Below are 25,563 nucleotides of genomic sequence, written 5' to 3' on the forward strand. Positions count from 1 at the left end.
TGGAAGAAATCCGAGGGTCTGCGGCGGTGCGTGACGCGCTCCGCCGCGGTGGAAGTTCCAGGGTTATTCCGGCTGCGGCGTCTTCGCCGGGTGGAACTGCTGCTGCGCCGCCATCAGGCCGTCGTGGACAAGGGCTTCCGCGGCGTCCGCCGCGGTGTCGATCAGGAACGGCAGTTCCTTCTTTTCCGAACCGGAAAAATCCTTCAGCACAAAGTCTGCGGTGTCCATTCTGCCCGGAGGGCGTCCCACGCCGACCCGGACCCGCAGGTAGTCCTTGGTGGCAAGGGCCTTGGAGATGTCGCGCAGCCCGTTGTGGCCCCCTTCGCCGCCGCCCAGCTTCAGCTTGACCGTATTAAAGGGAATGTCGATCTCGTCGTGCACGGCGATGACGCGGCCGGGCTCAATGTCGTAGAACTTGCAAAGCGCCGAGACCGGGCCGCCGGAGACATTCATGTAGCTCAGCGGCTTGGCCAGCACGACGCGCGGGCCGCCGATGCCCAGGCGGCCTTCCATGACCTGGGCCCGGGACTTGTGCGACTTGAAGCCGCTCCCGATCCGGGAAGCGAGTTCGTCGAGGACCATCTGTCCGACGTTGTGCCGGTTGTGGGCGTACTCGGCTCCGGGGTTCCCGAGGCCGACGATCAGCCAGGTGTCAGTCATGGATCAGTCCTTTGGTGCGGCAGTCCGGGTCGGGCGGCAGGTGGGCAGGCGGTGCAGACGACGGTGGCCGGGCCCCAACGGGACCCGGCCACCGAAAATCGCCGGAACTACTCGGCTGCGTCTGAGACCGAAGAACCTTCGGTCGTGTCGGCGGATGCTTCTTCCTCGGAGACCTCGGTGGCCTCGGAGACGTGCACGACGAGGGCCTCGGCGTCGGCCAGCAGGACGGAGCCCTTCGGCAGGACCAGGTCGGAAGCGTGGATGTGCTCGCCGGCCGTGCGGCCCTCGATGCTGACCTCGACGGCGGTCGGCAGGTGGGTTGCCTCGGCCTCGAGGGAGACGGTCGTCATTTCCTGGTTGAACACGTTGCCCGGGGCCAGCTCGCCGGTGACGTGCACGGGAACGTCGACGGTGACCTTTTCGCCGGTGCGGACGGTCAGGAGGTCGAGGTGCTCGATGATCTGCTTGATCGGGTCCCGCTGGATGTCCTTGACCAGGGCCAGGTGCTGTTCACCGTTGATGTCCAGGGTCAGCAGTGCGTTGGCACGGCGGACGGCCAGGGTGGTGGACTTCGCCGGGAGGGTGATGTGGATGGGCTCTGCGCCGTGGCCGTAGATGACGGCCGGGATCAGGCCCACCATGCGGGCGCGGCGGGCGAAGCCCTTGCCGAATTCGGTGCGTACTTCTGCTGCGAGCTTCTGCTCAGACATGGGGATCTCCTAGTGGACTAGCGGTGGTCAGCAAGGGCGGAGGTCTGTTTGCGACCTTCAACGCCGGGTGGCCGTGAGGCCGCCCTTCCGAAGGGAGATTCAGACCCAGTCGATAACGGAGACCAGCAGTCCGGTGAGCCGTGAACACGGCTTACCGGCGCTCTCCCTCGCCAAGGTTTCGGTACAAGGCTACCAGCGCGGGCACGGTTTCAGGAAAACGTGCCCGCGCGGGCGGTCGGCCGGGCAGGGCCCAGACTGGCGTCAGGCGTTGCCGTCGAACAGGCTGGTGACGGAGCCGTCGTCGAACACTTCGCGGATGGCGCGGGCAATCAGCGGCGCGATAGACAGCACTGTGAGCTGGGGGAAGCGCTTGCTGGCGTCAATCGGGAGGGTGTTGGTGACGACGACCTCGCGGGCGCCGGACTCGGACAGCCGCTGCGCCGCGGGATCGGAAAAGACGGCGTGCGTGGCCGCGATGATGACATCCTTCGCCCCGGCGTTCTTGAGCACCTGGACCGCACCGGAAATGGTGCCCCCGGTATCGATCATGTCGTCGATCAGCACGCAGGTGCGGCCTTCGACCTGGCCGACGACCGTCTTGGACACCGCCTGGTTCGGAACGGTCAGGTCGCGGCTCTTGTGCACGAACGCCAGCGGCGCGCCGCCGAGGCGCTCGGCCCACTGCTCGGCAACGCGGACGCGGCCGGTGTCCGGGGAAACCACCGTGATGTCGTCCGCGCCGACGCGGGTGCGGATGTAGTCCGCCAGCAGCGGGATTGCCATGAGGTGGTCGACGGGACCGTCGAAGAAGCCCTGGATCTGCGAGGTGTGCAGGTCCACGCTCATGATGCGGTCGGCGCCGGCGGTCTTGTACAGATCGGCAATCAGGCGGGCGGAAATGGGCTCGCGGCCGCGGCCCTTCTTGTCCTGCCGGGCGTACGGGTAGAACGGAGACACCACCGTGATGCGCTTGGCGGAGGCCCGCTTGAGCGAATCGATCATGATGAGCTGTTCCATCAGCCAGTTGTTCAGCGGGGCGGGGTGCGCCTGGATGACGAAGGCATCGGTGCCGCGGACGCTCTCTCCGGCCCGGACGTAGATCTCGCCGTTGGCGAAGTCGTAGGCATCCAGGGGCAGCAGCTCGGTGCCGAGCTCCTTGGCGATTTCCCTCGCCAGCTCAGGATGCGCGCGCCCAGCGGCAAGCACCAGCTTCTTCTCGCCGCGTGCCGTAATTTCGCTCATTGTTGCTAGCCCTCTTCTGTAGATGCCGGAGTACTGGAGGAAGTCGTGGTGGCGCCGGCGGCCGCGGCCAGGGACGCGGAAACCGAATCCGGGCGGTTCGCCAGGACCCAGCCTTCGGTGTTCTGCTGCCGGGCCAGGGACAGGACCAGGGCGCCGGGCGGCACGTCGCTGCGGATCACAGCCCCGGCACCGCTATAGGCGCCGTCACCGACCTGCACGGGAGCAACGAACACGGTATTGGATCCGGTGCGGACGCCGGAACCGATAACCGTGCGGTGCTTCTTCTCCCCGTCGTAGTTCGCGGTGATGTTTCCGCAGCCGATGTTGGTGTCCTCACCGATCTCGGCGTCACCGGCGTAGCCGAGATGGGACAGTTTGGAGCCGCGGCCGATGGTGACGTTCTTGGTCTCGTAGAAGGCACCGATCTTGCCGGTCTCGCCGAGGACGGTTCCGGGGCGCAGATAGGTGAACGGACCGACGCGCGCCTTGGCGCCGATCGTGGAACCGGAACCGTGCGTGCGGATCACCTTGGCGCCCTCCCCCACGTGGACGCCGGTGAGCGTGGTGTCGGGGCCGACGACGGCGTCGCGGGCCACCGTGGTGGCGCCGTGGAGCTGGGTGTTGGGCAGCAGCCGGACGTCCTCGTCGAGGGTGACGGTGGCGTCGATCCAGGTGGTGGCCGGGTCGACGACGGTGACGCCGGCCCGCATCCAGGCCTCGACGGTGCGCCGGTTGAGTTCCGCGCCGAGGGCCGAGAGCTGGACCCGGTCGTTGGCGCCCTCGACCTGCCAGCGGTCTTCGGTCACGACGGCGGCGACGCGGCCTCCGGCGGCACGGGCCAGGGCCAGCACGTCCGTGAGGTACTTCTCGCCCTGGGCGTTGTCGGTGGTGACGTGGCCCAGGGAATCGCGGAGCACGGAGGCGTCGAAGGCGTAGATGCCGGAGTTGACCTCCCGGATATCACGTTCGGCGTCGGTGGCGTCCTTGTGCTCCCGGATTCCGGTGACCGTTCCGTCCGCGGCCCGCAGGATCCGGCCGTAGCCGGTGGCGTCGGACAGGACGGCGGTCAGGACGGTGACGGCGTTGTGCCCGGCCTCGTGGCTGGCGACGAGCTCGGCGAGCAGCCCGCCGGTGAGCAGCGGGACGTCGCCGTAGGTGACGACGACCGTTCCGCTGAGCTGCCGCTGGGGGTGAAGCGCGTCCAGGGCGTCGAGGGCGGCCTCGACGGCGCGGCCGGTGCCGGGCACGTCGTCCTGGTCAACGATCAGGGCGGCCGGATCGATGGCGGCGATGTGGGCGGCCACGAGGTCGCGCTCATGCCGGACGACGAGGGCCAGTTCCTGCGGCCGGATGGTGCGGGCGGCGTGTAGCGCGTGGCCGACGAGGGACCGGCCGCCGATCTCGTGGAGGATTTTGGGGGTACGGGACTTCATCCGCGTACCGGCACCTGCAGCTAGGACGATGACGGCGGCTGGGCCGGTCTTCTCGGGGCTCACGTACGGGCTCTCCTTGCTCAGCGGCTTAGCGCATGCCGCTGCTTGGTGGATCTGGGTGGCCGGCGGCTGAGGCCAGATGGTGCACCTCGGTTGCCGGATCCGCACGGCTTGGGCGGGCCGGACTTAGGTCACGGCACCGGATTCATCCTACTGGACTCACGCCGGGCCGCGCCCGGCGGGTGCCGTTTCCCGGCCCCCGCGACGCACGGTAGTTCCGCCCATAGGACTCGAACCTATACTCCACGGCTCCAAAGGCCGGGGTGCTGCCATTACACCAGGGCGGACCATGCCTAGGCACTGAGCCTGTGGCACGAGAGTCAATTCTGCCACACTGCGTTGTCCCCACGTGCTGGCGTCGCGGACGCGGCCCTGCGGCACCCCTCCCGGTGGATGATGTGCGGCATGATGGAGCTGTGAGCAACAGCACAGGGGTGCCCGGAGGGGCGGGGGGCCGCAGCGGGAGGCCGGCACGGTCCGCCGGGCACGTCCCCCGGGTCCGGATGACGGGGCCCCAGCGCCGCAGCCAGCTCATCGGCATCGGCCGGGGGCTTTTCGCCCTCCGCGGGCTGGACGGGACCACGATCGAGGAGATCGCCGCCGCCGCAGGCGTTTCCAAACCGGTGATCTACGAGCACTTCGGGTCCAAGGAGGGCTTGTACACGCAGGTCGTTGACGGCGAGTTCCGGATCCTGCTGGGCTCCATCAGCGACGCGCTATCCGAGGAGGCAAAGCCGCGCGTCCTGGTCGAGCGGGCCGCCCTTGCCCTGCTGAGCTACATCGAGGACCGCACCGAGGGCTTCCGCATCCTCATGCGTGACGCCCCGCCGACGCAGCCCGAAGGCGCCTTCTCCACCCTGATCTCCCACGTCACGGCCCGCGTGGAGTACATCCTGGCCGATGAATTCGCCCGCCGCGGCTTCACCTCGGCCGACGGCGCCATGTACGCGCAGATGCTGGTCGGAATGGTGGCGATGACGGGCCAGTGGTGGCAGGACAGCCGTACCCCGGACAAGCGCGAAGTCGCCGCCCACCTGGTCAACCTCGCCTGGAACGGCCTCACCGGGCTCCAAAAAGACCCCGAACTCCGCGGCGACGGCTAGGAGCCGCCGGCGGAACGGGCGGCGTGCTGTGGGCGCCCAGTGGGACATGCCCTCCCCCGGGCCCAAGGACTGGGCATAACACCACCATGTCCAACCGTCGCCTGCCCCGCGGGACATGTCCCGCGGGGGAACGGACGGCGTGCTGTGGGCGCCCAGTGGGACATGCCCTCCCCCGGGCCCAAGGACTGGGCATAACACCACCATGTCCAACCGTCGCCTGCCCCGCGGGACATGTCCTGCGGGATTTGAGTCGCCCGGGGGGACATGTCCTGCCGTGCCGCAGCGCGCGGGGCATGTCCCCCCGGGTCCGGGCGGCTACTCGCCGAGGACTTCGAGGGCTCCCAGCCATTCGAGTTCGAGGGCTTCGCGTTCGACGGCGAGGTCCTTGAGCTTCTTGTTGAGCCCCGCGAGGTCGCCTACGCCGGAAGGGTTGGCGGCCGCCGCGGTCATCTGGGCGTGGACCTTGTCCTCCTGCTGCTTGAGCTTGCCCAGCTGGCGGTCGATCCGGTTTTTGGCCTTGCGGGCGTCCCGTTTTTCGGCTTCCGAGGCCCCGGCCGCGGCGGGCGCGGAAGGGCCGCTGGCGGCAGTGACCGGGTTGCCGCCGCCGGTGATGGTGGAGCCGGCAAGCGCCGCTTCGCGCAGTTCCAGGTACTGGTCCACACCGCGCGGCAGGGCACGGATCTTGCCGTCGCCCAGGAGCGCCATCTGGTGGTCCGTGACGCGTTCCAACAGGTAGCGGTCGTGGCTGACGACGACAAGCGTGCCCGGCCAGCCGTCCAGCACGTCCTCGACGGCGGCCAGGGTGTCGGTGTCGAGGTCGTTGGTGGGCTCATCGAGCATCAGCACGTTGGGCTCCCCCACCAGCAGGCGCAGCAGCTGGAGGCGCCGGCGTTCACCGCCGGAGAGGTCCTTGACCGGGGTCCACTGCTTCTCGTTGGTGAAGCCAAGCTGCTCCACGAGCTGTCCCGCGGTGAATTCCTTGCCGCCGACGTTGAAGGAGCGCTTTTCGCGCTCGATCACCTCGATCACGCGCAGGTCCGAGACGTCATCGAGTTCCTTGACCTCCTGGGTGAGGACAGCGGTGACAACCGTCTTGCCGCGCTTGACCTTCCCGGCGCTGGGCTGGATCTCGCCGTTGAGGAGCTTCAGCAGGGTGGTCTTGCCGGCGCCGTTGACGCCGACCAGGCCCAGCCGTTCACCGGGGGCGAGCCGCAGGGTGATGTTGTCGAAGAGCTTCTGCCCGGGTTCGCCGCCGAGGAAGTCGAGGGAGACGTTCTCCAGGTCCAGGACGTCCTTGCCGAGCCGGGCCGTGGCCATCTTGCTCAAGGCCGTCGAGTCGCGCGGCTCAGGGACATCCGCGATCAGGGCGTTGGCCGCCTCGATCCGGAATTTGGGCTTGGCGGTGCGGGCCGGGGCGCCGCGCCGGAGCCAGGCGAGCTCCTTCTTCACGAGCATCTGGCGCTTGCTTTCCACCACGGAAGCGGAGCGGTCACGTTCGGCGCGGGCAAGCACATAGGCGGCGTACCCGCCGTCGAACGGGTCCATGATGCCGTCGTGAATTTCCCAGGTCTTGGTGCAGACTTCGTCGAGGAACCAGCGGTCGTGGGTGACGACGAGGAAGGCGCCCTGGTTGGCCCGCCACCGGGTCTTCAGGTGCCTGGACAGCCACGCGACGCCTTCGACGTCGAGGTGGTTGGTGGGTTCGTCGAGCATGATGACGTCGTGGTCCTCGATCAGCAGCTTGGCCAGCGCGACACGCCGCTTCTGCCCGCCGGAGAGGGCGTGGACGTTGGCGTGCCAGTCGACGTCGGACACGAGTCCGCCCATCACTTCGCGGATCTGGGGATTGCGGGCCCATTCGTAGTCGGCCTGGTCACCGACGATCGCGGCGCCGACGGTGAGGTCGCCGTCGAGCACGTCGCTCTGGTCCAGGTAGCCGATGTTGACCTCGCTGCGCTTCGTCACCCGGCCGGTGTCCGGGGTGGCGCGCATTGCCAGCAGGCGCATCAGCGTCGACTTGCCGTCGCCGTTGCGGCCGACCATGCCGATCCGGTCGCCCTCTTCGAGCCCAAGGGTGACGCCGTCAAGAACGGTACGGGTTGCATACGAGACCGTGAGGTTCTCGCCGCCGAGCAGGTGTGCCACTGGGAACTGCTTTCCTAGAAAGAAAAAATTATGCCGTGCAAAATTTGCTCAGGCTTGATCGGCCCGAGCCCACTGACGTCGTGCTGATCACGACAATCCTATTAAAGGAGCGTATCGGAGATGATGCGCGCCCCGTGAACCGGGCCGTGCACCGCCATGGCGTCCAGGCCGTGGTGCCGGAGGTCGTCGGCCAGCCCTTCGGCGGCCGCCGGGCTGTGTGCCAGCATTGCGACCGTGGGTCCGGATCCGGACACGATCCCGGCGATCGCCCCCAGGGACTCACCGAGCCCGAGGGTGTCCCGCAGGCCCGGCGCCAGCTCAATCGAGGCCCGCTGGAGGTCGTTGACCAGCACCCGGCTTAGGGCATCGGCGTCGCCCGCCCGCAGGGCCTGCAGGATCATCGGGTCCACCGCCTTGGGCTCCTCGACCGCCGCATCTTCGGCGGCGCGGAGCCGGTCCAGGGTCCGGTAGACGTCCGGGGTGGGCAGGCCGAAGTCCGCGGCCACCACGACCCAGTCGGTCTGGGCCTTGACGAGGGCCGGCGAGAGTTCGTCGCCGAGACCGAGTCCGACGGCGGTGCCGCCGAGCAGGGAGAAGGGCACGTCGGCGCCGAGTTCCGCGGCCAGATGCGCGAGCTCCTCGCGTGACAGCCCGCTGTTCCACAGCGCGTCACAGGCCAGCAGGGTGGCCGCTGCGTCCGCCGAGCCGCCGCCCATGCCTCCGGCCACTGGCACCCGCTTCGTGATTTCAAGGTGGACGCCGGTGGAGTGTTCCGAGACATCGGCCATGATCGCGGCGGCTTTGTAGGCAAGGTTGCGCTCGTCCAGGGGAATGTCGATGCCGTCGAGGTCGAGGGTGCTCGCCGGGCTGATGCTGACGGTTATCTCCCCGGTGTCCGTGCTGGTGGCGGCGACTTCCTCATAGAGGGACACCGCGAGGTAGACGCTGGCGACCGAGTGGTAGCCGTCGGCGCGCAGCGGCCCGACATCCAGTGAGACGTTAACCTTGCCGGGAGCCTTGACCCGGACAGTCCTCGCGGCAAAGCGCCCTCTCACTGCGTTCATGGCTCCACGCTATGGCATGGCGGGGTCAGGCTCCAAGCACGGCACCGGACCGGCATCACTGTTTCGGGGCTGACGCCGGTGTTAGGGAGCCGGCCGCGCGTGGGCTTCCGCGATCCGGGAAAACGCCGCGATGTCGATGACCTCACCGCGGGCGGTGGGATCGACGCCGGCGGCCCGCAGGCACCGTTCGGCCTCCGCAGCGCTGCCGGCCCACCCGGTCAGGGCCGCGCGAAGGGTCTTGCGGCGCTGGGCGAAGGCCGCATCGATGACGGCGAAAACCTGTTCGCGGGTGGCCGCGGTGACGGGCGGTTCCCGGCGGGTAAACGCCACGAGGCCGGAGTGGATCTTGGGCGCGGGCCAGAACACGTTCATGCCAATGACCCCGGCCTTGCGCATGCTGCTGTACCAGGCGGCCTTGACCGAGGGAACGCCGTAGGTCTTGGATCCCGGTCCGGCGGCGAGCCGGTCCGCCACCTCGTCCTGGACCATGACCAGGCCGTGGCGGAGGCTCGGGAAGCGCTGCAGCAGGTGCAGGACCACCGGCACGGCGACGTTGTAGGGAAGATTCGCCACGAGCGCGGTCGGCTCCACGGGGAGTTCGGTGACCCGCATCGCGTCGGCGAGGACCAGGTGGAAGTTACCGACGGCCTCCGGGCGCCATTCGGCGACGGTGGCCGGAAGTTTGCCGGCGAGAACCGGATCGATCTCCACCGCGACGACCGAGCGGGCGGCGTCGAGCAGGCCCAGGGTCAGGGACCCCAGCCCGGGCCCGACTTCCAGGACCGTCTCGTCCGGGTGGATATCCGCCGCGGCGACAATCCGGCGGATGGTGTTGCCGTCGATGACGAAGTTCTGGCCGAGCGTCTTCGTGGGACGGACGCCGATCTCCTCGGCCAGCCTGCGGATGTCGGAGGCCCCCATCAGGGGCGGGGGCGCGCTGGCCGGCGTACTGCTGGGCGCACTGCCTGGCGCGGAGGGGGTCGGTTCAGTCACCTAGGTATCCTATCCCGCTGGCCGGTCCGGGCATGGCAAAGGCCGGGTCCGAAAAACCGGACCCGGCCTGGGCCGGGCATCCGCTGCCGTGGTCAGCCGCTGCGGAAACCCTGCGATTTCACCGTCTCGCCACACACGCCCTCAGCCGGGTGAGGTGCCGGCCTGGCTCTCCTAGCGTGAGGCTGCCCAGCCGCAGCCCCAGGGCTGCAGGCCGCGCTGCGCGTAGACGCGGTTGGCGATGTCGATCTGCTGGGCCTTGGTGGCCAGGCTGGCGTTCGGGGCGTACGCGCCGCCGCCGGATCCAAGCCAGGTACGGACGTCGAACTGCAGTCCGCCGTAGTAGCCGTTGCCGTTGTTGATGGACCAGTTGCCCGTGGACTCGCACTGCGCGATCTTGTCCCACATGGCTTCGTTCATCATGGCAGGGGCTCCGGCGCCGGTGTTGGCGCCGGTGCTGGCACCCGCCTGTGCTGCCGGCTTCGGTTTCGGCTTGGTGCCGAGGGTGATCTTTTCGGTGACCGGCTGCGCGCCGACGGACTGGGACACCAGGGTCCGGGAGGCTTCGCGGCCGTCGACAAGGACCAGCTTGAAGCTCTTGTTGATGGAGCCGGCCACCCCGGCCTGGGTCACTTTCTTTTCGCCCGCGGTGAGGCCGGCGTCCTCCGTGGTGACGGTTCCAAACGGCACGGGTTCGGCCGCTTCTGCCGTCTGGCTGGCGTCCACGCGGGACACCTTGATCACCATGTCGTTCACGACCGGTGCGTTCCCCGGCTGCGAGACGCGGTCGCTGGCGCCCAGCGTGATGCCGGCGTCGGCGAGGAGCTGGCCGACGTTGGCGGCTGTCGTGGTGGTCGTCCCGGCGTTGCCGTCAGCGACGATGCTCACGGACTTCGGAGTCGAGATGGACAGGAAGGAACCGGAGACGGCAAGCTGTGCCTCCTTCGGAACGGACAGCTCGGAGGCACCGGCGACGCCGAGTTCGGTCACGAGCCCCTCAACCGTGGGCGAGGTGGTGCTGATGGTCCGCTCCGCGCCGTCCAGGCTGACCTTGACGGCCTTGGCGAGATTGACGTTGATGACGGAACCGTCCCGGACGTGGGAATCAGCAGCCGGCGTGATCCGGTCGGAGGGCTGGAGTTCAAGGTTGGCACCCTTCACGACCTGGCCGACAGTGCCGCCGAAGGTCTGGACTGCACTCACTTTGCCGTCGACGTTGAGGGTGACTGTCTTGTTGTTGCCGACGAAGGCCACGAGCCCCAGCACCAGGGCCACGAGCACCACGAGTTGCGTGCCGACCTTGACGAAGCTGAACTTGCCGTCCGATGTGAAGAACTTGACCACGATTGCCCATATCTTTTGGACCATCCGGGCACGGGGAAACGTGCACAGCTCCACCCTCCGCGGACAGCCCGAAGGCCGCACCGTAGGGGTGCGTTTTGTCAGCGGAAGCTGTGTGCACTGCCACACTCACAAACGAGAGCGCGCATATGGATCGTTCGCCACGATGCGCGCCCTGCAGGAGTGAAATTTTCCGAAGGCCTTCCCCGACCCCGGCTAATAGTTGACCACTGTAACCGGAGCGTTATAAAGCAGACAACATTTCGTGCATACCTGGTATCCATCCCAGCGGGGGGATTTGTGGCCTGTCAGTCCCAGGATCCGTATGCCTGCAGGGTATTTCCGGCGATCCGGGAGCACATTTCCGAGAGCTCCCATCCAGTCAATTCGGCCATGGCCCGGACCGTGTAGGGGACCATATAGCTCGCGTTGGGGCGGCCGCGGTGCGGATGCGGGGTGAGGAACGGGGCGTCGGTTTCAACCAGGATCCGCTCCGGCTCCGCGATGGCCAGGGCGGCCCGCAGGTTGGCGGCGTTCTTGAACGTCAGCGTCCCGGCGAAGGACATGTACCAGCCCTCGCCATTGCAGATCCGGGCCAGCTCCTCCCCGCCGGAGAAGCAGTGGAACACCACCCGATCCGGGGCGCCCTCCTCCCGCAGCACCTGCACGACGTCGTCGTGGGCGTCACGGTCGTGGATCTGCAGTGTCAGCCCGAGGCGTTTGGCGATATCGATGTGGCGCCGGAAGGAATAACGCTGATGGGCCAGACCCTCGCCCTCGGTGCGGTAGAAATCCAGGCCGGTCTCGCCGATGGCCCGGATCCGCGGGTGCGCTGCGAGCGCCTCGATCTCGGCCAGCGCCTCCTCCAGTTCGCCGCGGGCGGCGTAGCCAGGCGCGTCATTGGGGTGGAGGGCGACGGCACCCAGCAGCCGCGAATCCAGCTCGACCGCCTGCACGGTGAACCGGGACGATTCCAGGTCGCACCCCACCTGCACGGCCCCCTGGACCCCCACGGCTTCGGCGGCATCCAGGGCCTCGGCGACGCTGACCGTGACGTCTGCGTTGGGGAAATCCAAGTGGGTGTGGTTGTCCATAACCGGCACCGGGAGAGGCTCCGGCGCCGGCGGATACCCCTGCCTGCCGGTGCCATCACTGCCGGACGCACGGAACGGGAGGGGCGTCAGTGGGGTGATCATCGTCCAACCCTATCGGCGCTGCCGAGCCCGCATGAACCCGCGCGGCCCGCGAGTTAACGTGACCGCGCTATCTCCCGTCCGCAAGACCGGCGGACTCCCGCCCGCAAGACCGGCGGAGATTTCCCCCGGAACTCTCTGTCAGGGCCGGCAGTTGTGTTAGTACTCTGTTGTAAAGACTGGCTTTAGGACCAGGAAATCATCAACGGCCAGAAGCAGATGGCCAGAATCAGAAGGCTAGGAATAAACGGTCAGGAACACAGGCACACACCCGACGAGTGGCCCGGCAGGCTCCCTGCCGAACCGTCCCGGGCAACCACCAGGGCTGAAAGGCTACCGATGGACTACCACCGCATCTCCCTAGACGAGGCCCTTCCCGAGGGGCAGGGCGGCAGGGAAGATTCCGCCGTGGCCGGGCCCCCGCTGACCCGCCGGCCGGCCCAGCCGCCCGCGGCAATGGACGCAGAGGCGTTCCGGTCCGCCAGCGAGCGCATCCTGACCGCCATCAACACGGTGATCGACGGCAAGGCCGAGGCGGCCAAGCTGGCCCTGACCGTGCTCCTGGCCCAGGGCCACCTGCTCCTCGAGGACGTCCCCGGGGTCGGCAAGACCCTGCTGGCGAAGACCCTGGCCCGCACCATCGACTGTTCGGTGAGCCGCATTCAGTTCACGCCCGATTTACTCCCCTCCGATGTCACCGGCGTGTCCATTTACAACCAGGCGTCGAGGTCCTTCGAGTTCCGGCCCGGGGCGGTGTTCGCCAACATAGTTATCGGAGACGAAATCAACCGCGCGTCGGCCAAGACCCAGTCGGCCCTGCTGGAATGCATGGAGGAGCACCAGGTCACGGTGGACGGCACGTCCTACCGGCTCGACGAGCCGTTTATGGTGGTGGCCACGCAGAACCCGATCGAAATGGAGGGGACCTATCCGCTGCCGGAGGCGCAGCGGGACCGTTTTATGGCGCGGATCTCCATGGGCTACCCGGACAAGGAGGCCGAGATGGAAATGCTGGAGACCCATCAGGCCACGTCCCCGCTGGCCAAGGTCACTCCCGTCGTCACCGCCGGAGAGGTCGCGTCCATGATTGCCACGGTGCGGCAGGTCTACGTCTCCCAGTCGATCAAGGAATACACCGTGTCCCTGGGCCGCGCCACGCGGGAAAGCGCGAAGCTCCGGCTCGGCGCGAGCCCCCGGTCCATGCTCCAGCTTCTGCGCGCCGCCAAGGCCACCGCGGCCCTGGACGGCCGGGACTTTGTGCTGCCGGACGACGTCGTCAGTGTGGCCGAGTCCGTCCTCGCCCACCGGATCATCCTAGACCGCAAAGCCGCGAGCGCGGGCGAGACCGCCCAGAGTGTGGTCCGTGCCGTCCTGGCGAAGATCCCGGTCAGCCCGGACCTGGCGGCCGCCCCGGCTGCCGCGCTGCCGAATCGCAGCTAGGGGTGGCCCGGGCGTGGCGCTGACCGATCGGTTCCCCAGGCACATCTTCACGACCCGCGGCTGGGGCCTGCTGGGTGCGGGGGCGGTCTTCCTGCTGGCAGCGCAGGTGATGGGGCGCCGGGACCTGCTGGCGCTGGCACTGCTGCTGCTGGTCCTGCCGCTGCTCTCGCTGGCCGGGACCCGCGTGCTCAAGCCGAACTTCAGCGTCTACCGGGAGTTCAGCCCGGCCAGCGTCGAAACGGGGGCGACGACGACGGTCCGGCTGGCGGTCGCCCGCACCGGCACCGGCTCCGGCCACGCGCTGATGGAGGAGCGTCTGCCCTCCCGGTTCGGTGAATCCCCCGTCTTCCGGTTCCCGTCGCGTTCGGCGGTGGGCGGGACCAGCCGCTACGAGTACCATCTGCGTTCCGGGAAACGCGGCCAGTTCCTGGTCGGGCCGGTCACGGCCGAGTTCAGCGACCCCTTCGGGCTGTCCCTGCACCGCCACGCCATCGACGGCGGCGACGTCCTCACGGTGACGCCCGCCGCCGTCGAACTTCCCGTCACCGGCCTGGCCGGCGCCAGGGGGCACGACGGCGTCACCGCCACACGCATCCGGGCCAATCCCAGCGACGACGACGTCATGACGCGGGAATACCGGCACGGCGATCCGATGCGCCGCGTGCACTGGGCGGCGACGGCACGGCACGGGGAACTGATGGTCCGCCAGGAGGAATCCGTTACCACGCCGGAGGCGACCATCATCCTGGACCAGCGGCTCTCGGCCTTCATACGCGGCGCTTTTTCTGCCGGCTCGACGTCGTCCGCCCGCGGTCCCTTCGGCACCGGCACCGATCACGGCGGCGCCCCCGTTGCGGACGGCCACGAACTCCTGACCAGCGACACCTTCGAATGGGCTGTAACGGCCGCGATGTCCATCGGCGCGCATCTCGCCGAGCGCAACTATGCGCTGCGGTTCCTCGATGCCGCCGGCGAGCCGGCGTTCCGGCATTCGCCGTCCGCCCCCGAGCCGGAGGCCGACATGTACATCGGGGCCTCCGGGCTGCAGTCCGTCGCCGAGAGCCTGGCCGCGATCCAGCTCACCGGGCACCACCACAACCGGAGGGACAGCAGGGAGGCGGTTACCGCCGGGACGCCCGGCCGGCGCCACCCCTCGGGCGCGGAGACCGGCCCGCAGCCGTTCGACGACCGGCTTATGGACAGGCTGGCCGCCCACCGGATGCGGGGCCCCGTGCTGGCCATCCTGGGAAACCTCACGCGGGCCGAGGCCCGGGCGCTGTCCCCGGCCGCCGGCTATGGGGCAAACGCGTTTGCCCTGGTTGTCACGGAGCGGACCGGGGACGCCAATGACGTGCTCGCAGCCCTCCGGCTCGGCGGCTGGCGGGCCGTGGCCGTCTCCTCCTCGACGCCGCTGCCCGCAGCGTGGACGGCCTTCGACGACGGCGTGGCCGCACCGCTGGCAGCCGCCGACGATGTACGGCGCGGATCGGGGGTCCGGCGATGACACTGGCACCGCAGCGAAGCGCCGGTACCCACGACAAACGGTCCGGGGCGGCCGGGGATTCCGGACCGGGCACCCCCGGGCCGGAATCCCCGGGGACGTCCAGGGCCCGGAAAAAGACCGGCGCACAGCCGTGGCTGATGGCCCTCGCGGTGGCGGTCGCCGTCGCCGGTGCGGCCCTGAGCCTCAACGGCGTGCTGCGGGGATGGGCGTGGTACTCCCCCGTCCTCTCGACGGTCCTCACCGTGGCCTTCACCATGGCGGGACTTCGCGCGCTCCGGTGGCGCAACGTGTTCGTGGCGGCCGGTGCGCTGGCGGCGCTCGTGCTGATCCTGACCTTCACCTTTTTCCGCCCGAACAGCATCCTGGGCTTCATTCCCTCCGGCGCCACCATGACGCAGTTGGGCCGGTACCTGCGCCGGGCCAGTGAGACCGTCCTCGCGGAAAGCGCCCCGGTGGCCCCCAACGCCGGCATCGTGCTGCTGGTCTGCGCCGCCCTGGGGCTGCTGGTGATCCTGGTCGACGCCCTCGCCTATCCCCTGGCCCTGCCGGCAACGAGCGGGCTCGGGATCCTCGCCATCCTGATCGTTCCCGCCATGATCAAGCCGCAGAGCGTCGGCGTACTGGGCTTCGCGGCGGCCACCGCGGGGTACCTCCTGATCCTCGGCTGCAGCCACTGGTTCGCACCCGACCCGCGGACCGGAGCGGACACCGCACGCAACCCGGGCCAGTTCCGGCGCGGGGCACTGACCGGGGCCGTGGCGCTGACCGTTACCCTGCTGCTCCAACTCGCGGTCCCGGGCTTTGACCAGGGAACGTTCCCGCAGGGCTCGCGGCTGAACCCCTTCGGCTCGGCCTCGGGGCTCAACCCGATGATCAGCCTGGGCAACAGCCTGCGGAGCCCCACCGGCGACGGCCGGATCACCTTTGCCACCAACGCGACCAGCACCCCGTACCTGCGTTCCGTCACCGTGGACAGTTTCAACGGGGACACCTGGGCTCCGGACGATCGCGACAGCACCCGCCGGCTGGGCACGGGGAGGATGGATCCGGGCCTCGAGTCGGCCGCCGCTGAAGTCCGTGTGGTCACCGCGATCGACACCGGCCAGTTCACCAGCCCCTACCTGCCCGCGCCCTACGCCCCGGAGGCCGTCAACGGGCTCACCGGCCTCTGGAGCTGGGATCCTGCCACGCTGAGCATCAAGGGGGTCGACGCCAATTCCCGCAACCAGCAGTACGTGGTGCTCTCCGCCGCCCCCCAGCTCACCCCGGACCTGCTGGCCCGGGCCACAGGGCCGGTGCAGGATGTCCCCGACCAGTTCATCCTGCCACCGGACAACGTCCCGGAGATCGTGCGCAGCACCGCGCAGGCCGTGACCGAGGGAAGCACCACCCCCTACGCACGGGCCATGGCCATCCAGCAGTACCTGCGCTCCGTCGAATTCACCTACTCACTGCAGTCCCCGGTGCAGGGAGGCTACGACGGCAACGGCCTGTCCGTCCTGGCCGACTTCCTGACCCAGAAGAGCGGCTACTGCATCCATTTCGCCTCGGCCATGGCGGTGATGGCGCGGCTGGAAGGAATCCCCAGCCGCATCGCCGTCGGATACGCCCCGGGCCGGACCACCGGCGCGACGGTCTCGATCGGGGGCCAGGGTGCCCTGCCGGAATTTGAGGTCGATGCCCGGGACGCCCACGCGTGGCCGGAGCTGTATTTCCAGGGCCTGGGCTGGGTGCCCTTCGAGCCAACCCCCTCGCGCGGTGTGGTTCCGTCCTATGCCACGGAGGGCCAGGCTCCCAGCGGCGCCAGCACGAATGAAAACAACGACGGGCTCATTCCGAGCAACAGTCCGCTCCCCACGCCGTCGCCCAGTGTGGCGCCGCTGCCGCTCCCGGGTGCTGCCGCGCAGCCGGATGGGGCCAGCGTGTTGCGGCCCGTGCTGTACGGGACCGGGGCCCTGCTGTTGTTCGGGCTGCTGCTGGCGTCACCGCACCTGGCACGCGGTGCGGTGCGCCGCCGCCGGCTGAGCGGTTCGGGGGCCGACGGCGCGGCGGCCTCGCAGGCCTGGGCGGAACTCCGCGACCTCGCCACGGATTACGGTGTCGCGCCGCGGCCGAGTGAGACGCCGCGCCACTTCTCCGAACGGCTGCGGCACACGGGCGCCCTCGGGGAGCCGCAGGGCCTGGACGCGGACGGCCACCGGGCCGTCAGGTCCCTGACCGCGGAATTTGAGCGCCGGCAGTACGGCCGGCCTCCGTCCGTGCCCGGGGCCGACGGCGCCCAGCCCGGCGCCCTGCCCGGAGCCGGCACGTCCTCCGGGAGTGCCGCCGGTGCCGGCAGCACCGAAGCGCCGGCCGGGCCACTGATCGCGGCGGTCCGCAGTTCGCTGCGTGCCCATGCCGGGCCGCTCGTGCGGCTCCGCGCGGAGTGGCTGCCGCCGTCCATCCTGGCCGTCTGGCGGCGTGCGGCGACGGCGCCGTTCCGCGCCGCCCGCCGCACAGCACAGCGCACCCGGCGCGGCCTCGCCGGTGCCCGGTCAAGGGTCCGCGGGACGCTGCGGCGGGTGCGCCGGGAGCGGCGGCTGCGCCGGAGCTGAGTCAGCTCCGGCGCGGCCGGGGATGGTCCTAGCCGGCGTACGGGTCGGCGATGCCGATGTACTGGGTGTAAAGGTACTCCTCGATGCCTTCGAGTCCGCCTTCGCGGCCCAGGCCGGACTGCTTGACCCCGCCGAACGGGGCCGCGGCGTTGGACACCACACCGGCGTTCAGGCCCAGCATGCCGGTCTCGAGCCGCTCGCCCATCCGGATGCCCCGGTTCAGGTCCCGGGTGAAGACATAGGCGACCAGCCCGTACTCGGTGTTGTTCGCGAGCCGGACGGCCTCGTCCTCGGTGTCGAAGGTGATGATCGGCGCGACGGGACCGAAGATTTCCTCAGACAGGATCCGGGTGCCCTCGGTGACGCCCTTGAGGATGGTGGGCTGGTAGAAGTAGCCCGGGCCCTCGACGGCGGCGCCGCCGATGACCGCGACCGCGCCGGCGGACACCGCATCGGAGACCAGCTCGTGGACCTTGTCCCGGCTCTTCGCATCGATCAGCGGGCCGACCTTGGACTCCGCTTCGGTGCCGCGGGCCGTAGTCATGTCCGCCATCTTCGCGGCGAACTTCTCCGCGAACTCGTCCGCGACGGACTCGTGCACGATGAACCGGTTCGCGGCCGTGCAGGCCTCGCCCATGTTCCGCAGCTTCGCCAGCATCGCCCCGGCAACGGCGGCGTCGACGTCGGCGTCCTCAAAGACCACGAACGGGGCGTTCCCGCCGAGCTCCATCGAGGTCCGCAGCACGTTCTCGGACGCGTCCGAGAGCAGCCGGCGGCCGACCTCGGTGGACCCGGTGAAGGAGAGCTTGCGCAGCCGCGAGTCCTTGATCAGCGGACCCGTGGTGGCACCGGCCGTGGACGTCGGGATCACGTTCAGCACCCCGGCCGGCAGCCCGGCCTCCAGCATCACCGCGGCGAACAGCTGCGAGGTCAGCGGTGTCAGGTTCGCGGACTTCAGCACCATGGTGCAGCCCGCGGCGACGGCCGGGGCGACCTTGCGGGTCGCCATGGCCAGCGGGAAGTTCCACGGGGTGATCAGCAGGCACGGGCCTACCGGCTTCTTCGTCACGAGCAGCCGGGACTTCCCGTCCGGGGACACCGAGTAGCGACCGAAGGCCCGCACGGCCTCCTCGGAGAACCAGCGCAGGAACTCCGCGCCGTAGGTGACCTCGCCGCGGGCCTCGGCCAGCGGCTTGCCCATCTCCAGCGTCATCAGCAGCGCGAAGTCCTCCGCGCGGGCCGTGACCAGCTCGAAGGCCCGGCGCAGGATCTCCCCGCGCTCACGGGCCGGGACCTTCGCCCAGGACTCCTGCGCGGCAGCGGCCGCGTCCAGGGCCGCCATGCCGTCCTCGGGTCCGGCGTCGGCAATGCTCAGCAGGACCTTCCCGGTCGAGGGGTCCTCCACGTTAAAGGTCTTCCCGGACGCGGCCGGGCGCCACTGGCCGCCGATCAGCAGACCGGTGGGAACAGATGCCAGCAGGGCGCTCTCGCGCTCCGCGGTAACAATTGGCTGGGCAGTTACAGTCACGGTTGACTCCCTCGTCAGCGATTCGGGGTGGATTGGATCGGGTTCAGCGCGGTTCCACAGACGTTGGGACCATGCTGGATTTACTGCCACGGTACTGCCGCGCTCTCCGGACTGTCTACGCATGTCCGCACTACATGGAGCGGGCTTCGCTGTGCAGCTGCACAGCGACGGTTCGGTCCGGAGACCGCGCGGCCTAACGGGCTGCGAGCACCGCGGAATACAGTTCGCGCTTGCTGACCCTGGCGTCCTCGGCCACGGCCGCGACGGCTTCCTTGAGCCGGATTCCCTGCGCAATGAGCGCGTTGACGTCGGCCACATGGTCTTCCGGGGTGCCCCGTTCCCGCTCCGGGGCGCCGCCCACGACGACGGCGATCTCGCCGCGCACCTCGTTGGTCTCGGCCCATTCCAGCAGTTCGCGCAGGGTGCCCCGGATGACTTCCTCATACGTCTTCGTCAGTTCCCGGCAGACGGCGGCGCGGCGGTCCGCGCCGAACCGCTCTCGCAGCGCGCGGAGCATCGGTTCCAGCCGGTGCGGGGCCTCGAAGAAGACCATCGTGCGCCGCTCGGCGTCGAGGTCCGCGAGGCGGGAGACGCGTTCCCCGGCTTTGCGGGGCAGGAACCCCTCGAAGCAGAAACGGTCGGTGGGCAGGCCGGAGAGCGCGAGTGCGGTCAGTACCGCGGACGGTCCGGGGGCGGCGGTGACGGTCAGTCCGGCGGCCACGGCCCCTTCGACCAGGCGGAAGCCGGGGTCCGAGACGGACGGCATGCCGGCGTCGGTCACCATCACGAGGGTCTTCCCGGACCGGACCTGGTCCAGGAGTTCGCCGGTCTTGGCGGCCTCGTTGTGCTCGTGGTAGCTGATGATCCGGCCGGCGACGGTGATGCCCAGGTTCTGGACCAGCCGGTGCAGCCGCCGGGTGTCCTCGGCGGCGACGATGTCCGCCGTCGTCAGCAGCTCGACGAGCCGGTAGGTGGCGTCTCCGGCGTTGCCGATCGGGGTTGCCGCCAGCACGATCCGGCCGGGTCCGCCGCTTTGGGGCACCGGTTCCGGCTCAGTTCCGGGGGAACCGCCGGGTCCGGGACGGGAGCCATCCTCGGCGTCGTCCGCCAGGCCCGTCTCGTCGCCGGGAAGATTCGGGGAGGTGCTGAGTTTAGGGTCCACATGACCAGCCTACTGCTGGCAGGTGTCGCGGGCCGACTGACCGGGCCGGCCCCCAACGGGACGTTCCCGGCCCTTCCGGGCGACGGGACCGACGCGTAAGGCCGGGGAACCACAGCCGTAAAAGGTAGCATGGGCAGCGTGACGCAGACCCCCACGCGGCCCGCCGAAGCCGGTTCCACCGGATCGGCGCCCCCAGCCCCTCGCCGCGGACGCAACCTGGAGGGGCACCGGTGGGTCAGCCGCCCGGCGGAGGCGTTCACCCCTGACGCGCTCACGGACCGCCTGATCGGCAGCATCCGGAGCTGGCGGGACTATCCGCCCTCGCTCCGGCTGTGGTTCTGGCTCATTCCGGCCATCACCGCCGCCCTGGGCGGCGTCCTGCGCTTCGTCCGGCTGGATACGCCCCGGAATCTGGTCTTTGACGAGACCTACTACGTCAAGGACGGCTACTCGTTCCTGGTCAGCGGCTACGAGCGGGCGTGGCCGGACAAGGCCAATGACGCGTTCATCGCCGGCAATCCCGGGGTGCTGCTGGACGGCCCCGAGTACGTCGTCCACCCGCCGGTCGGGAAGTGGATGATTGCCGGCGGCATGTGGCTCTTCGGCCCGGACAATGCCTTCGGCTGGCGGTTCGGGGCGGCCCTGACGGGCACGCTGTCCATTTTCCTGCTGGCGCTCATCGCCCAGAAACTCTTCCGCTCGCTGACCCTCGGGGTCGTGGCCGGTGTGCTGCTGGCGGTGGACGGGCACCATCTGGTGATGTCCCGGACCTCCCTGCTCGATATCTTCCTGATGTTCTGGATCCTCGCCGCGTTCGGGGCCCTGCTGATGGACCGCGACGACGGCCGCCGCCGGCTTGCCCGGCGGCTCGGCCGGCAGGCCGCCGCCTCCCCGGACGGGCGTCCCGGCCTGCTCCAGCTGGCGTCCGGGCCCTGGCTGGGAATCCGCTGGTGGCGGCTCGCGGCCGGGGTGTGCCTGGGACTGGCGGTCGGCACGAAGTGGTCCGCCCTGTTCTTCCTGGCCGGCTTCGGGCTGCTGACGGTCTTCTGGGACCTGAGTGCGCGCCGGATCGCCGGAATCCACGGCTGGATCAGCGGCGGGATCCTCAAGGACGGGATTCCCGCGTTCCTCAGTATCGTCCCGGTGGCCGCCCTGGTATACGCCGCCTCCTGGACCGGCTGGTTCCGGTCCAGGGACGCGTACTTCCGGAACTGGGCCGGGACGGTCCCCTCGGCCGAGTGGGGCTGGCTGCCCGACGCCGTCCGGTCCCTGGCGCACTACCATCTGGAGGCCTACAAGTTCCACCAGGGGCTGAGCGCGGAGCACCCGTACGAGGCCAGCGCCTGGAGCTGGCTGGTGCTCGGCCGGCCCACATCCTTCTTCTATGAATCCCCCAAACCGGGCAGCCCGGGGTGCGACACCGCCAGCTGCACCACGGCGATCCTCTCCGTGGGCAACCCGGTGATCTGGTGGGGCGCCGCCATAAGCCTGGGCGTGCTGCTCTTCTGGTGGGCCGGGCGGCGCGACTGGCGTGCCGGGGCCATTCTCGCGGCCGTGGCGGCCGGGTACCTCCCCTGGTTCCTGTACCCCGAACGCACCATGTTCTTCTTCTATGCCGTCTCCTTCGAACCCTTCCTGGTGCTGGCCCTCGTGTACTGCCTGGGCCTGGTCCTGGGCCAGCGCACGGATCCGCCGTGGCGGCGGCGTTCCGGGCTTTACCTCGTGACGCTCTTTGTGGTCACAGCCGTCGTCGTCTCGGCCTTCTTCTATCCCGTGTGGACCGCCGAGACCATTACCTACCAGGATTGGCGGTTCCGGATGTGGATGCCGTCCTGGATCTAGGGCAGGATTGCAGGGGACGTCCACCGGCATCAGGCGGACCCGGAACGGAGAAACGGCTGTGAGAGAAGCAAGCACCGGACTGCTCGTCGAGCTCGATCCGGGCAGCAACGTGACGGACCTTCTGCTGGAGCAGCACGGCAAGGATCCCGTGCATGCGCTGTACTCCCGCAAAGGCCCGGCCGGCTGGGCCGACGTCTCCGCTCAGCAGTTCCTGGACCAGGTCCGGGCGCTCGCCAAGGGCCTGATCGCCGGCGGCATCACGCCCGGGGAAACCGTGGCGGTCATGTCCGGCACCCGCTACGAGTGGACCGTGGTGGACTTTGCCATCTGGTTCGCCGGCGGCGTCCCTGTTCCGGTCTATGAGACGTCCTCCGCCAGCCAGATCGAATGGATCCTGCATGACTCCGGAGCCCGGCGCATCTTCGCGGAAAACGAGGCAAAGACGGGGCTGGTCCGCCAGGTCCTGGACAGCTCCGGCCTGCTCGGCGGCACCGTGCTCCCGGTGGTGCGGATGGACTACGACGGCGCCGCCCCCAACCTCGCCAGCCTGGCGGCGGCGGGCACCGGAGTCGGCGACGCCGAACTGGAACGGCACCGGAGCGCGGCCGGGCTCACGGACGTTGCCTCCCTCGTCTACACCTCCGGAACCACCGGCCGGCCCAAGGGCTGTGAAATCACACACGGGAACTTCGCCCTGGTCGCCAGGAACATCGTGCTGTTCCTGCCAGAGATCCTGCGGCAGCCCCGGACCAGGACGCTGATGTTCCTCCCGCTGGCCCATGTCCTCGCCCGCGCGGTCCAGGTGGTCTGCCTCAGCGCCGGAACCACCCTGGGCCACACCGCCAGCGCCAAGGAGCTGCTGGAGGACCTGGCCAGCTTCAAACCCACCTTCCTGCTGGTGGTGCCCCGGATCTTCGAGAAGGTCTATGCCGGCGCCGCCCACAAGGCGGCCCTCGCCGGGAAGGAACGCCTCTTCGAGTCGGCCGCCGCCGTCGCCATCGACTACTCCAAGGCCCTCGATGCCGCTGCCCGGGGCACCGGCCCCGGCCCCGGATGGGCGGCCCGTGCCCAGCACGCCCTCTTCGACCGGCTGCTGTACCCCAAGCTGCGGCAGGCCTTCGGCGGCCAGCTGGGCTACACGGTCTCGGGAGCCAGCCCGCTGAGCTCCCGCGACGCGCACTTTTTCCGTGGCGCGGGCATCCCCGTCCTCGAAGGCTACGGCCTCACCGAAACCACGGCCCCGTGCACGGCCAACACCCCGACGCGGACCAGGGTGGGGACGGTCGGCATCCCGGTGCCCGGCACCACCATCCGCGTCGCCGAGGACGGCGAGATCCTGGTCAAGGGCATCGGCGTCTTCAAGGGGTACCACAACAACGCGGCTGCCAACGCGGAGGCCTTCGTAGACGGGTTTTTCCGCACCGGCGACCTCGGGTCCCTCGACGCCGAGGGCTTCCTGACGATCACCGGCCGGAAAAAGGACCTGCTGGTCACCGCCGGCGGCAAGAACATCGCCCCCGGACCGCTGGAGGAGAAGATCCGCGAGCACGAACTGGTCCTGCAGGCCGTGGTGATCGGGGACGGCAGGCCGTTCGTGTCAGCCCTGATCAACTTGGACCCGGAGGGCCTGGAAAACTGGTGCGCCGCTCACAAGGTTCCCGCCATGAGCCCGGCCGAGGCCCGCGATAACGACCAGGTACGCCTAGCCCTGCAGCACGCGGTGGACGAAGCGAACGCCCTGGTCTCCACGGCCGAGTCCATCCGCAGCTTCGTGGTGCTGGACGCCGACTTAACGGTGGAATCGGGGCACCTGACGCCCTCGCTCAAGCTCAAGCGCGCCGCCGTCGTGCGTGACTTCGAGGCGCAGATCGACCGGATCTACGGCTGACGCCGCCACATCAAAAAGGGACACGCAAAAGCGGCCGGCACCGTGGTGCCGGCCGCTTTTGTGTGTCTGTCCTCCGCAGGGTTCAGCGACCTTAGACGGCGCTGGAGTGACCCCGCGCGGGGGTGTCGTTGGTCCCGGTATCCCCGGTGCCGGTTCCTCCTGTGCCGGCGCCCGCCGGCCCGGTGGCGGAGCGTCCGGCGGCTGGATCCGCTGCGGCTGCGTCAGCCGTGGCGGATGACGCTGCGGCGGTTGCCCCGCCGGCCCTGCCGGACCTGTCCCGCCGGAAGAGCGACCGCTTTGCGGGCGCAGTCTCGGTGGTGGCAGCCTCGGTGGGGGCAGCCTGGGCGGGGCCCGCCTCGGTGGGGGCAGCCTGGGCGGGGGCCGCCTCGCGGGGAGCGGCTTCGGCGGGGTCAGCTTCGGTGGTCGTGTCCCCGGCCGGGTCCTGGACCGCTGCGCCGCGCTTCGGCAGTCCGCGGCGCTTGCGCGTCGGCCAGGTGAGGATCAGGGTGACGAGCGAGGCGAGCAGCACCAGGCCGGCGATCACAATCCCGCCATCGACCCAGAACTGGGTCGGGAAGAGCCGGATCAGGGTGTCCTGCAGGGAGAATGTCCAGGTGCCGCTGGCGAAGAAGACGCTGTGGAACTGGGTGAAGAACTGCTCCCAGCCCAGCACCGCCAGCACGCCGAGGCTGATGATGATGACGAGGGTGATGATCGACCCGGCGAACAGACCGCGCCGCACTCCCCCGGGGCTGCGGCGCCGCAGGTAGACCACGGCGATCAGGCTCAGCAGGATGAGCAGGACTCCGGCTCCGAAGGCGGACAGGATAACGAGTTTGACGTCGGCCATATGGCTGACCTCGCCCGCCTCGAACAATCTGTCGCCGCTGCGGTCGACCAGTTCGCCCAGATAGCGCGGGCCCGCCCAGTTGCTGAGGTAGTCCACCGCGTAAGAGCCGTAGGTCATGCGGTCGTCGGTGCTGAACCCGTAGCCGTCGCCCGGGAAGCCGGGGCGGTTGTACTCCACCCAGAGGAACAGCGGGCTGGCGACGGCCCGGACGGCCAGCACCAGCAGGATCACCGGGAAGCACACGGCGAGCAGGACCTGCATCACGCGCGGGGCCACCGGTTTGGCGTTCAGGGCGTGTTCACGTTCTGCGTAGCGGCGCTGCACTTCCTCCTCCGGGGGCCGGACCTGCAAGGCGGAGGTCGGAAGCGGCTCGGTGAAGTGGGGGGCGTTGTGCGTGGGCGCCGGTTCGACGGCGGCTTCGGCCGCCTTGCGGTCGGCGCGCGACAGGGGCTCGGGAGGGCTGCCGGCAGCCGGTGCGGCTGGGCTGTCCGGGGCTGGGCTGTCGGAGGCTGGGGTGTCGGAGGCGGCGGAACGCTGCTCCGCGGACTTCGGCTTCATCCAGTCGAACGCGGGCTCGTCAGCGTCACCGGCCGGATCCAGCTGCGGATCCTGCCGGTTCGGAGGGGTGGGACTTGAGTCAGTCACTGCAGCTTCGCTTCCGTCGGTGTCCGCGCCGCCGGCCGGGACCCGGCAACGCTACATATCTGCCTCCGAGCCTACCGCCAGAGGCTCTGCGTAGGCGAGATGCCACACCCCGAGGGACGGGGATTCAGCACGGGATTCAGCACGGGATTCAGCACCGGGATTCAGGACA

The 25,563-nt window shown here is 69.4% G+C and carries 17 protein-coding genes, 1 tRNA gene and 1 pseudogene; 6 read left to right on the forward strand and 13 right to left on the reverse strand.

What is annotated here, in order from left to right:
• Positions 1 to 63: 63 nt before the first annotated feature.
• The 5 genes from pth to ACZYZ5_RS11450 all read right to left on the reverse strand — a co-directional run bounded on the left by pth (position 64) and on the right by ACZYZ5_RS11450 (position 4,392).
• Entirely contained in the window at positions 64 to 660 is a 597-nt protein-coding gene (pth, locus tag ACZYZ5_RS11430; RefSeq protein WP_463901843.1) for an aminoacyl-tRNA hydrolase, read from the reverse strand.
• A 107-nt stretch (positions 661 to 767) separates the two neighbouring features.
• Positions 768 to 1,370 carry a 50S ribosomal protein L25/general stress protein Ctc gene (locus ACZYZ5_RS11435; protein ID WP_463901844.1) on the reverse strand — a complete coding sequence of 201 codons (603 nt, stop codon included), beginning with the start codon at positions 1,368 to 1,370 and terminating at the stop codon, positions 768 to 770.
• A 261-nt stretch (positions 1,371 to 1,631) separates the two neighbouring features.
• Positions 1,632 to 2,612: a ribose-phosphate diphosphokinase gene (locus tag ACZYZ5_RS11440; RefSeq protein WP_282381411.1), complete on the reverse strand. Its 981-nt coding sequence runs from the start codon at positions 2,610 to 2,612 to the stop codon at positions 1,632 to 1,634.
• A gap of 5 nt (positions 2,613 to 2,617) precedes the next feature.
• Complete coding sequence (gene glmU, locus ACZYZ5_RS11445; RefSeq protein WP_463901845.1) at positions 2,618 to 4,108, reverse strand: bifunctional UDP-N-acetylglucosamine diphosphorylase/glucosamine-1-phosphate N-acetyltransferase GlmU; 1,491 nt, start codon at positions 4,106 to 4,108, stop codon at positions 2,618 to 2,620.
• Positions 4,109 to 4,320: 212 nt separating this feature from the next.
• Positions 4,321 to 4,392 (reverse strand) — tRNA-Gln (locus tag ACZYZ5_RS11450).
• Positions 4,393 to 4,608: 216 nt separating this feature from the next.
• Here ACZYZ5_RS11450 and ACZYZ5_RS11455 point away from each other — a divergent pair.
• The gene (locus ACZYZ5_RS11455; RefSeq protein ID WP_463901909.1) at positions 4,609 to 5,208 is read left to right on the forward strand and encodes a TetR/AcrR family transcriptional regulator; all 600 of its coding nucleotides are present in this window, start codon (positions 4,609 to 4,611) and stop codon (positions 5,206 to 5,208) included.
• A 315-nt stretch (positions 5,209 to 5,523) separates the two neighbouring features.
• Here the strand turns inward: ACZYZ5_RS11455 and ACZYZ5_RS11460 are convergent, their stop codons facing one another.
• The 5 genes from ACZYZ5_RS11460 to ACZYZ5_RS11480 form a co-directional block, all read right to left on the reverse strand.
• Positions 5,524 to 7,353, reverse strand: coding sequence for an ABC-F family ATP-binding cassette domain-containing protein (locus tag ACZYZ5_RS11460; protein ID WP_463901846.1), 1,830 nt, complete (start codon positions 7,351 to 7,353; stop codon positions 5,524 to 5,526).
• Between the two features lie 101 nt (positions 7,354 to 7,454).
• Positions 7,455 to 8,417, reverse strand: coding sequence for a 4-(cytidine 5'-diphospho)-2-C-methyl-D-erythritol kinase (locus ACZYZ5_RS11465; protein ID WP_463901847.1), 963 nt, complete (start codon positions 8,415 to 8,417; stop codon positions 7,455 to 7,457).
• A gap of 81 nt (positions 8,418 to 8,498) precedes the next feature.
• Positions 8,499 to 9,410, reverse strand: a complete 912-nt coding sequence (rsmA, locus tag ACZYZ5_RS11470; RefSeq protein WP_463901848.1) for a 16S rRNA (adenine(1518)-N(6)/adenine(1519)-N(6))-dimethyltransferase RsmA — start codon at positions 9,408 to 9,410, stop codon at positions 8,499 to 8,501.
• A gap of 171 nt (positions 9,411 to 9,581) precedes the next feature.
• Positions 9,582 to 10,775: a resuscitation-promoting factor gene (locus ACZYZ5_RS11475; RefSeq protein WP_463901849.1), complete on the reverse strand. Its 1,194-nt coding sequence runs from the start codon at positions 10,773 to 10,775 to the stop codon at positions 9,582 to 9,584.
• Positions 10,776 to 11,056: 281 nt separating this feature from the next.
• Entirely contained in the window at positions 11,057 to 11,944 is an 888-nt protein-coding gene (locus tag ACZYZ5_RS11480) for a TatD family hydrolase (RefSeq protein WP_463901850.1), read from the reverse strand.
• Positions 11,945 to 12,280: 336 nt separating this feature from the next.
• Between ACZYZ5_RS11480 and ACZYZ5_RS11485 the strand changes: the two genes are divergently transcribed.
• Genes ACZYZ5_RS11485 through ACZYZ5_RS11495 form a run of 3 tightly spaced genes read left to right on the forward strand, consistent with a single transcriptional unit; the run spans position 12,281 to position 17,479 of the window.
• Positions 12,281 to 13,381: an AAA family ATPase gene (locus ACZYZ5_RS11485; RefSeq protein ID WP_463901851.1), complete on the forward strand. Its 1,101-nt coding sequence runs from the start codon at positions 12,281 to 12,283 to the stop codon at positions 13,379 to 13,381.
• 13 nt (positions 13,382 to 13,394) lie between these two features.
• Positions 13,395 to 14,885 carry a DUF58 domain-containing protein gene (locus ACZYZ5_RS11490; protein ID WP_463901852.1) on the forward strand — a complete coding sequence of 497 codons (1,491 nt, stop codon included), beginning with the start codon at positions 13,395 to 13,397 and terminating at the stop codon, positions 14,883 to 14,885.
• A complete protein-coding gene (locus tag ACZYZ5_RS11495; RefSeq protein ID WP_463901853.1) occupies positions 14,882 to 17,479 on the forward strand; it encodes a transglutaminase TgpA family protein in 2,598 nt (865 codons plus the stop codon). The genes ACZYZ5_RS11490 and ACZYZ5_RS11495 overlap by 4 nt, the downstream gene beginning before the upstream one ends.
• 28 nt (positions 17,480 to 17,507) lie before the next feature.
• Here the strand turns inward: ACZYZ5_RS11495 and ACZYZ5_RS11500 are convergent, their stop codons facing one another.
• Together ACZYZ5_RS11500 and rsmI are read right to left on the reverse strand one after the other, a co-directional pair.
• A complete protein-coding gene (locus ACZYZ5_RS11500) occupies positions 17,508 to 19,007 on the reverse strand; it encodes an NAD-dependent succinate-semialdehyde dehydrogenase (RefSeq protein WP_463901855.1) in 1,500 nt (499 codons plus the stop codon).
• Positions 19,008 to 19,200: 193 nt separating this feature from the next.
• Positions 19,201 to 20,049, reverse strand: a complete 849-nt coding sequence (gene rsmI, locus ACZYZ5_RS11505; protein ID WP_463901910.1) for a 16S rRNA (cytidine(1402)-2'-O)-methyltransferase — start codon at positions 20,047 to 20,049, stop codon at positions 19,201 to 19,203.
• A gap of 249 nt (positions 20,050 to 20,298) precedes the next feature.
• Here rsmI and ACZYZ5_RS11510 point away from each other — a divergent pair, with 249 nt between their 5' ends.
• Complete coding sequence (locus ACZYZ5_RS11510; protein WP_463901856.1) at positions 20,299 to 22,011, forward strand: dolichyl-phosphate-mannose--protein mannosyltransferase; 1,713 nt, start codon at positions 20,299 to 20,301, stop codon at positions 22,009 to 22,011.
• Positions 22,012 to 22,069: 58 nt separating this feature from the next.
• On the forward strand, positions 22,070 to 23,899 hold the full coding sequence (locus ACZYZ5_RS11515; RefSeq protein ID WP_463901857.1) for an AMP-dependent synthetase/ligase: 1,830 nt from the start codon (positions 22,070 to 22,072) through the stop codon (positions 23,897 to 23,899).
• A 412-nt stretch (positions 23,900 to 24,311) separates the two neighbouring features.
• On the opposite strand, the pseudogene ACZYZ5_RS11520 reads toward ACZYZ5_RS11515, so the two are convergent.
• A pseudogene (locus tag ACZYZ5_RS11520) lies at positions 24,312 to 25,394 on the reverse strand (TIGR01906 family membrane protein); the annotation flags it as partial.
• Positions 25,395 to 25,563: the final 169 nt, after the last annotated feature.

The sequence above is a fragment of the Pseudarthrobacter ribosi genome, from assembly GCF_055412865.1.

Coding starts and splice junctions, on each gene's coding strand:
- pth (WP_463901843.1), bottom strand. CDS start 660: ATGACTGACACCTGGCTGATCGTCGGCCTCGGGAACCCCGGAGCCGAG.
- ACZYZ5_RS11435 (WP_463901844.1), bottom strand. CDS start 1,370: ATGTCTGAGCAGAAGCTCGCAGCAGAAGTACGCACCGAATTCGGCAAG.
- ACZYZ5_RS11440 (WP_282381411.1), bottom strand. CDS start 2,612: ATGAGCGAAATTACGGCACGCGGCGAGAAGAAGCTGGTGCTTGCCGCT.
- ACZYZ5_RS11455 (WP_463901909.1), top strand. CDS start 4,609: ATGACGGGGCCCCAGCGCCGCAGCCAGCTCATCGGCATCGGCCGGGGG.
- ACZYZ5_RS11465 (WP_463901847.1), bottom strand. CDS start 8,417: ATGAACGCAGTGAGAGGGCGCTTTGCCGCGAGGACTGTCCGGGTCAAG.
- ACZYZ5_RS11475 (WP_463901849.1), bottom strand. CDS start 10,775: ATGGTCCAAAAGATATGGGCAATCGTGGTCAAGTTCTTCACATCGGAC.
- ACZYZ5_RS11480 (WP_463901850.1), bottom strand. CDS start 11,944: ATGATCACCCCACTGACGCCCCTCCCGTTCCGTGCGTCCGGCAGTGAT.
- ACZYZ5_RS11485 (WP_463901851.1), top strand. CDS start 12,281: ATGGACTACCACCGCATCTCCCTAGACGAGGCCCTTCCCGAGGGGCAG.
- ACZYZ5_RS11495 (WP_463901853.1), top strand. CDS start 14,882: ATGACACTGGCACCGCAGCGAAGCGCCGGTACCCACGACAAACGGTCC.
- ACZYZ5_RS11510 (WP_463901856.1), top strand. CDS start 20,299: ATGGGCAGCGTGACGCAGACCCCCACGCGGCCCGCCGAAGCCGGTTCC.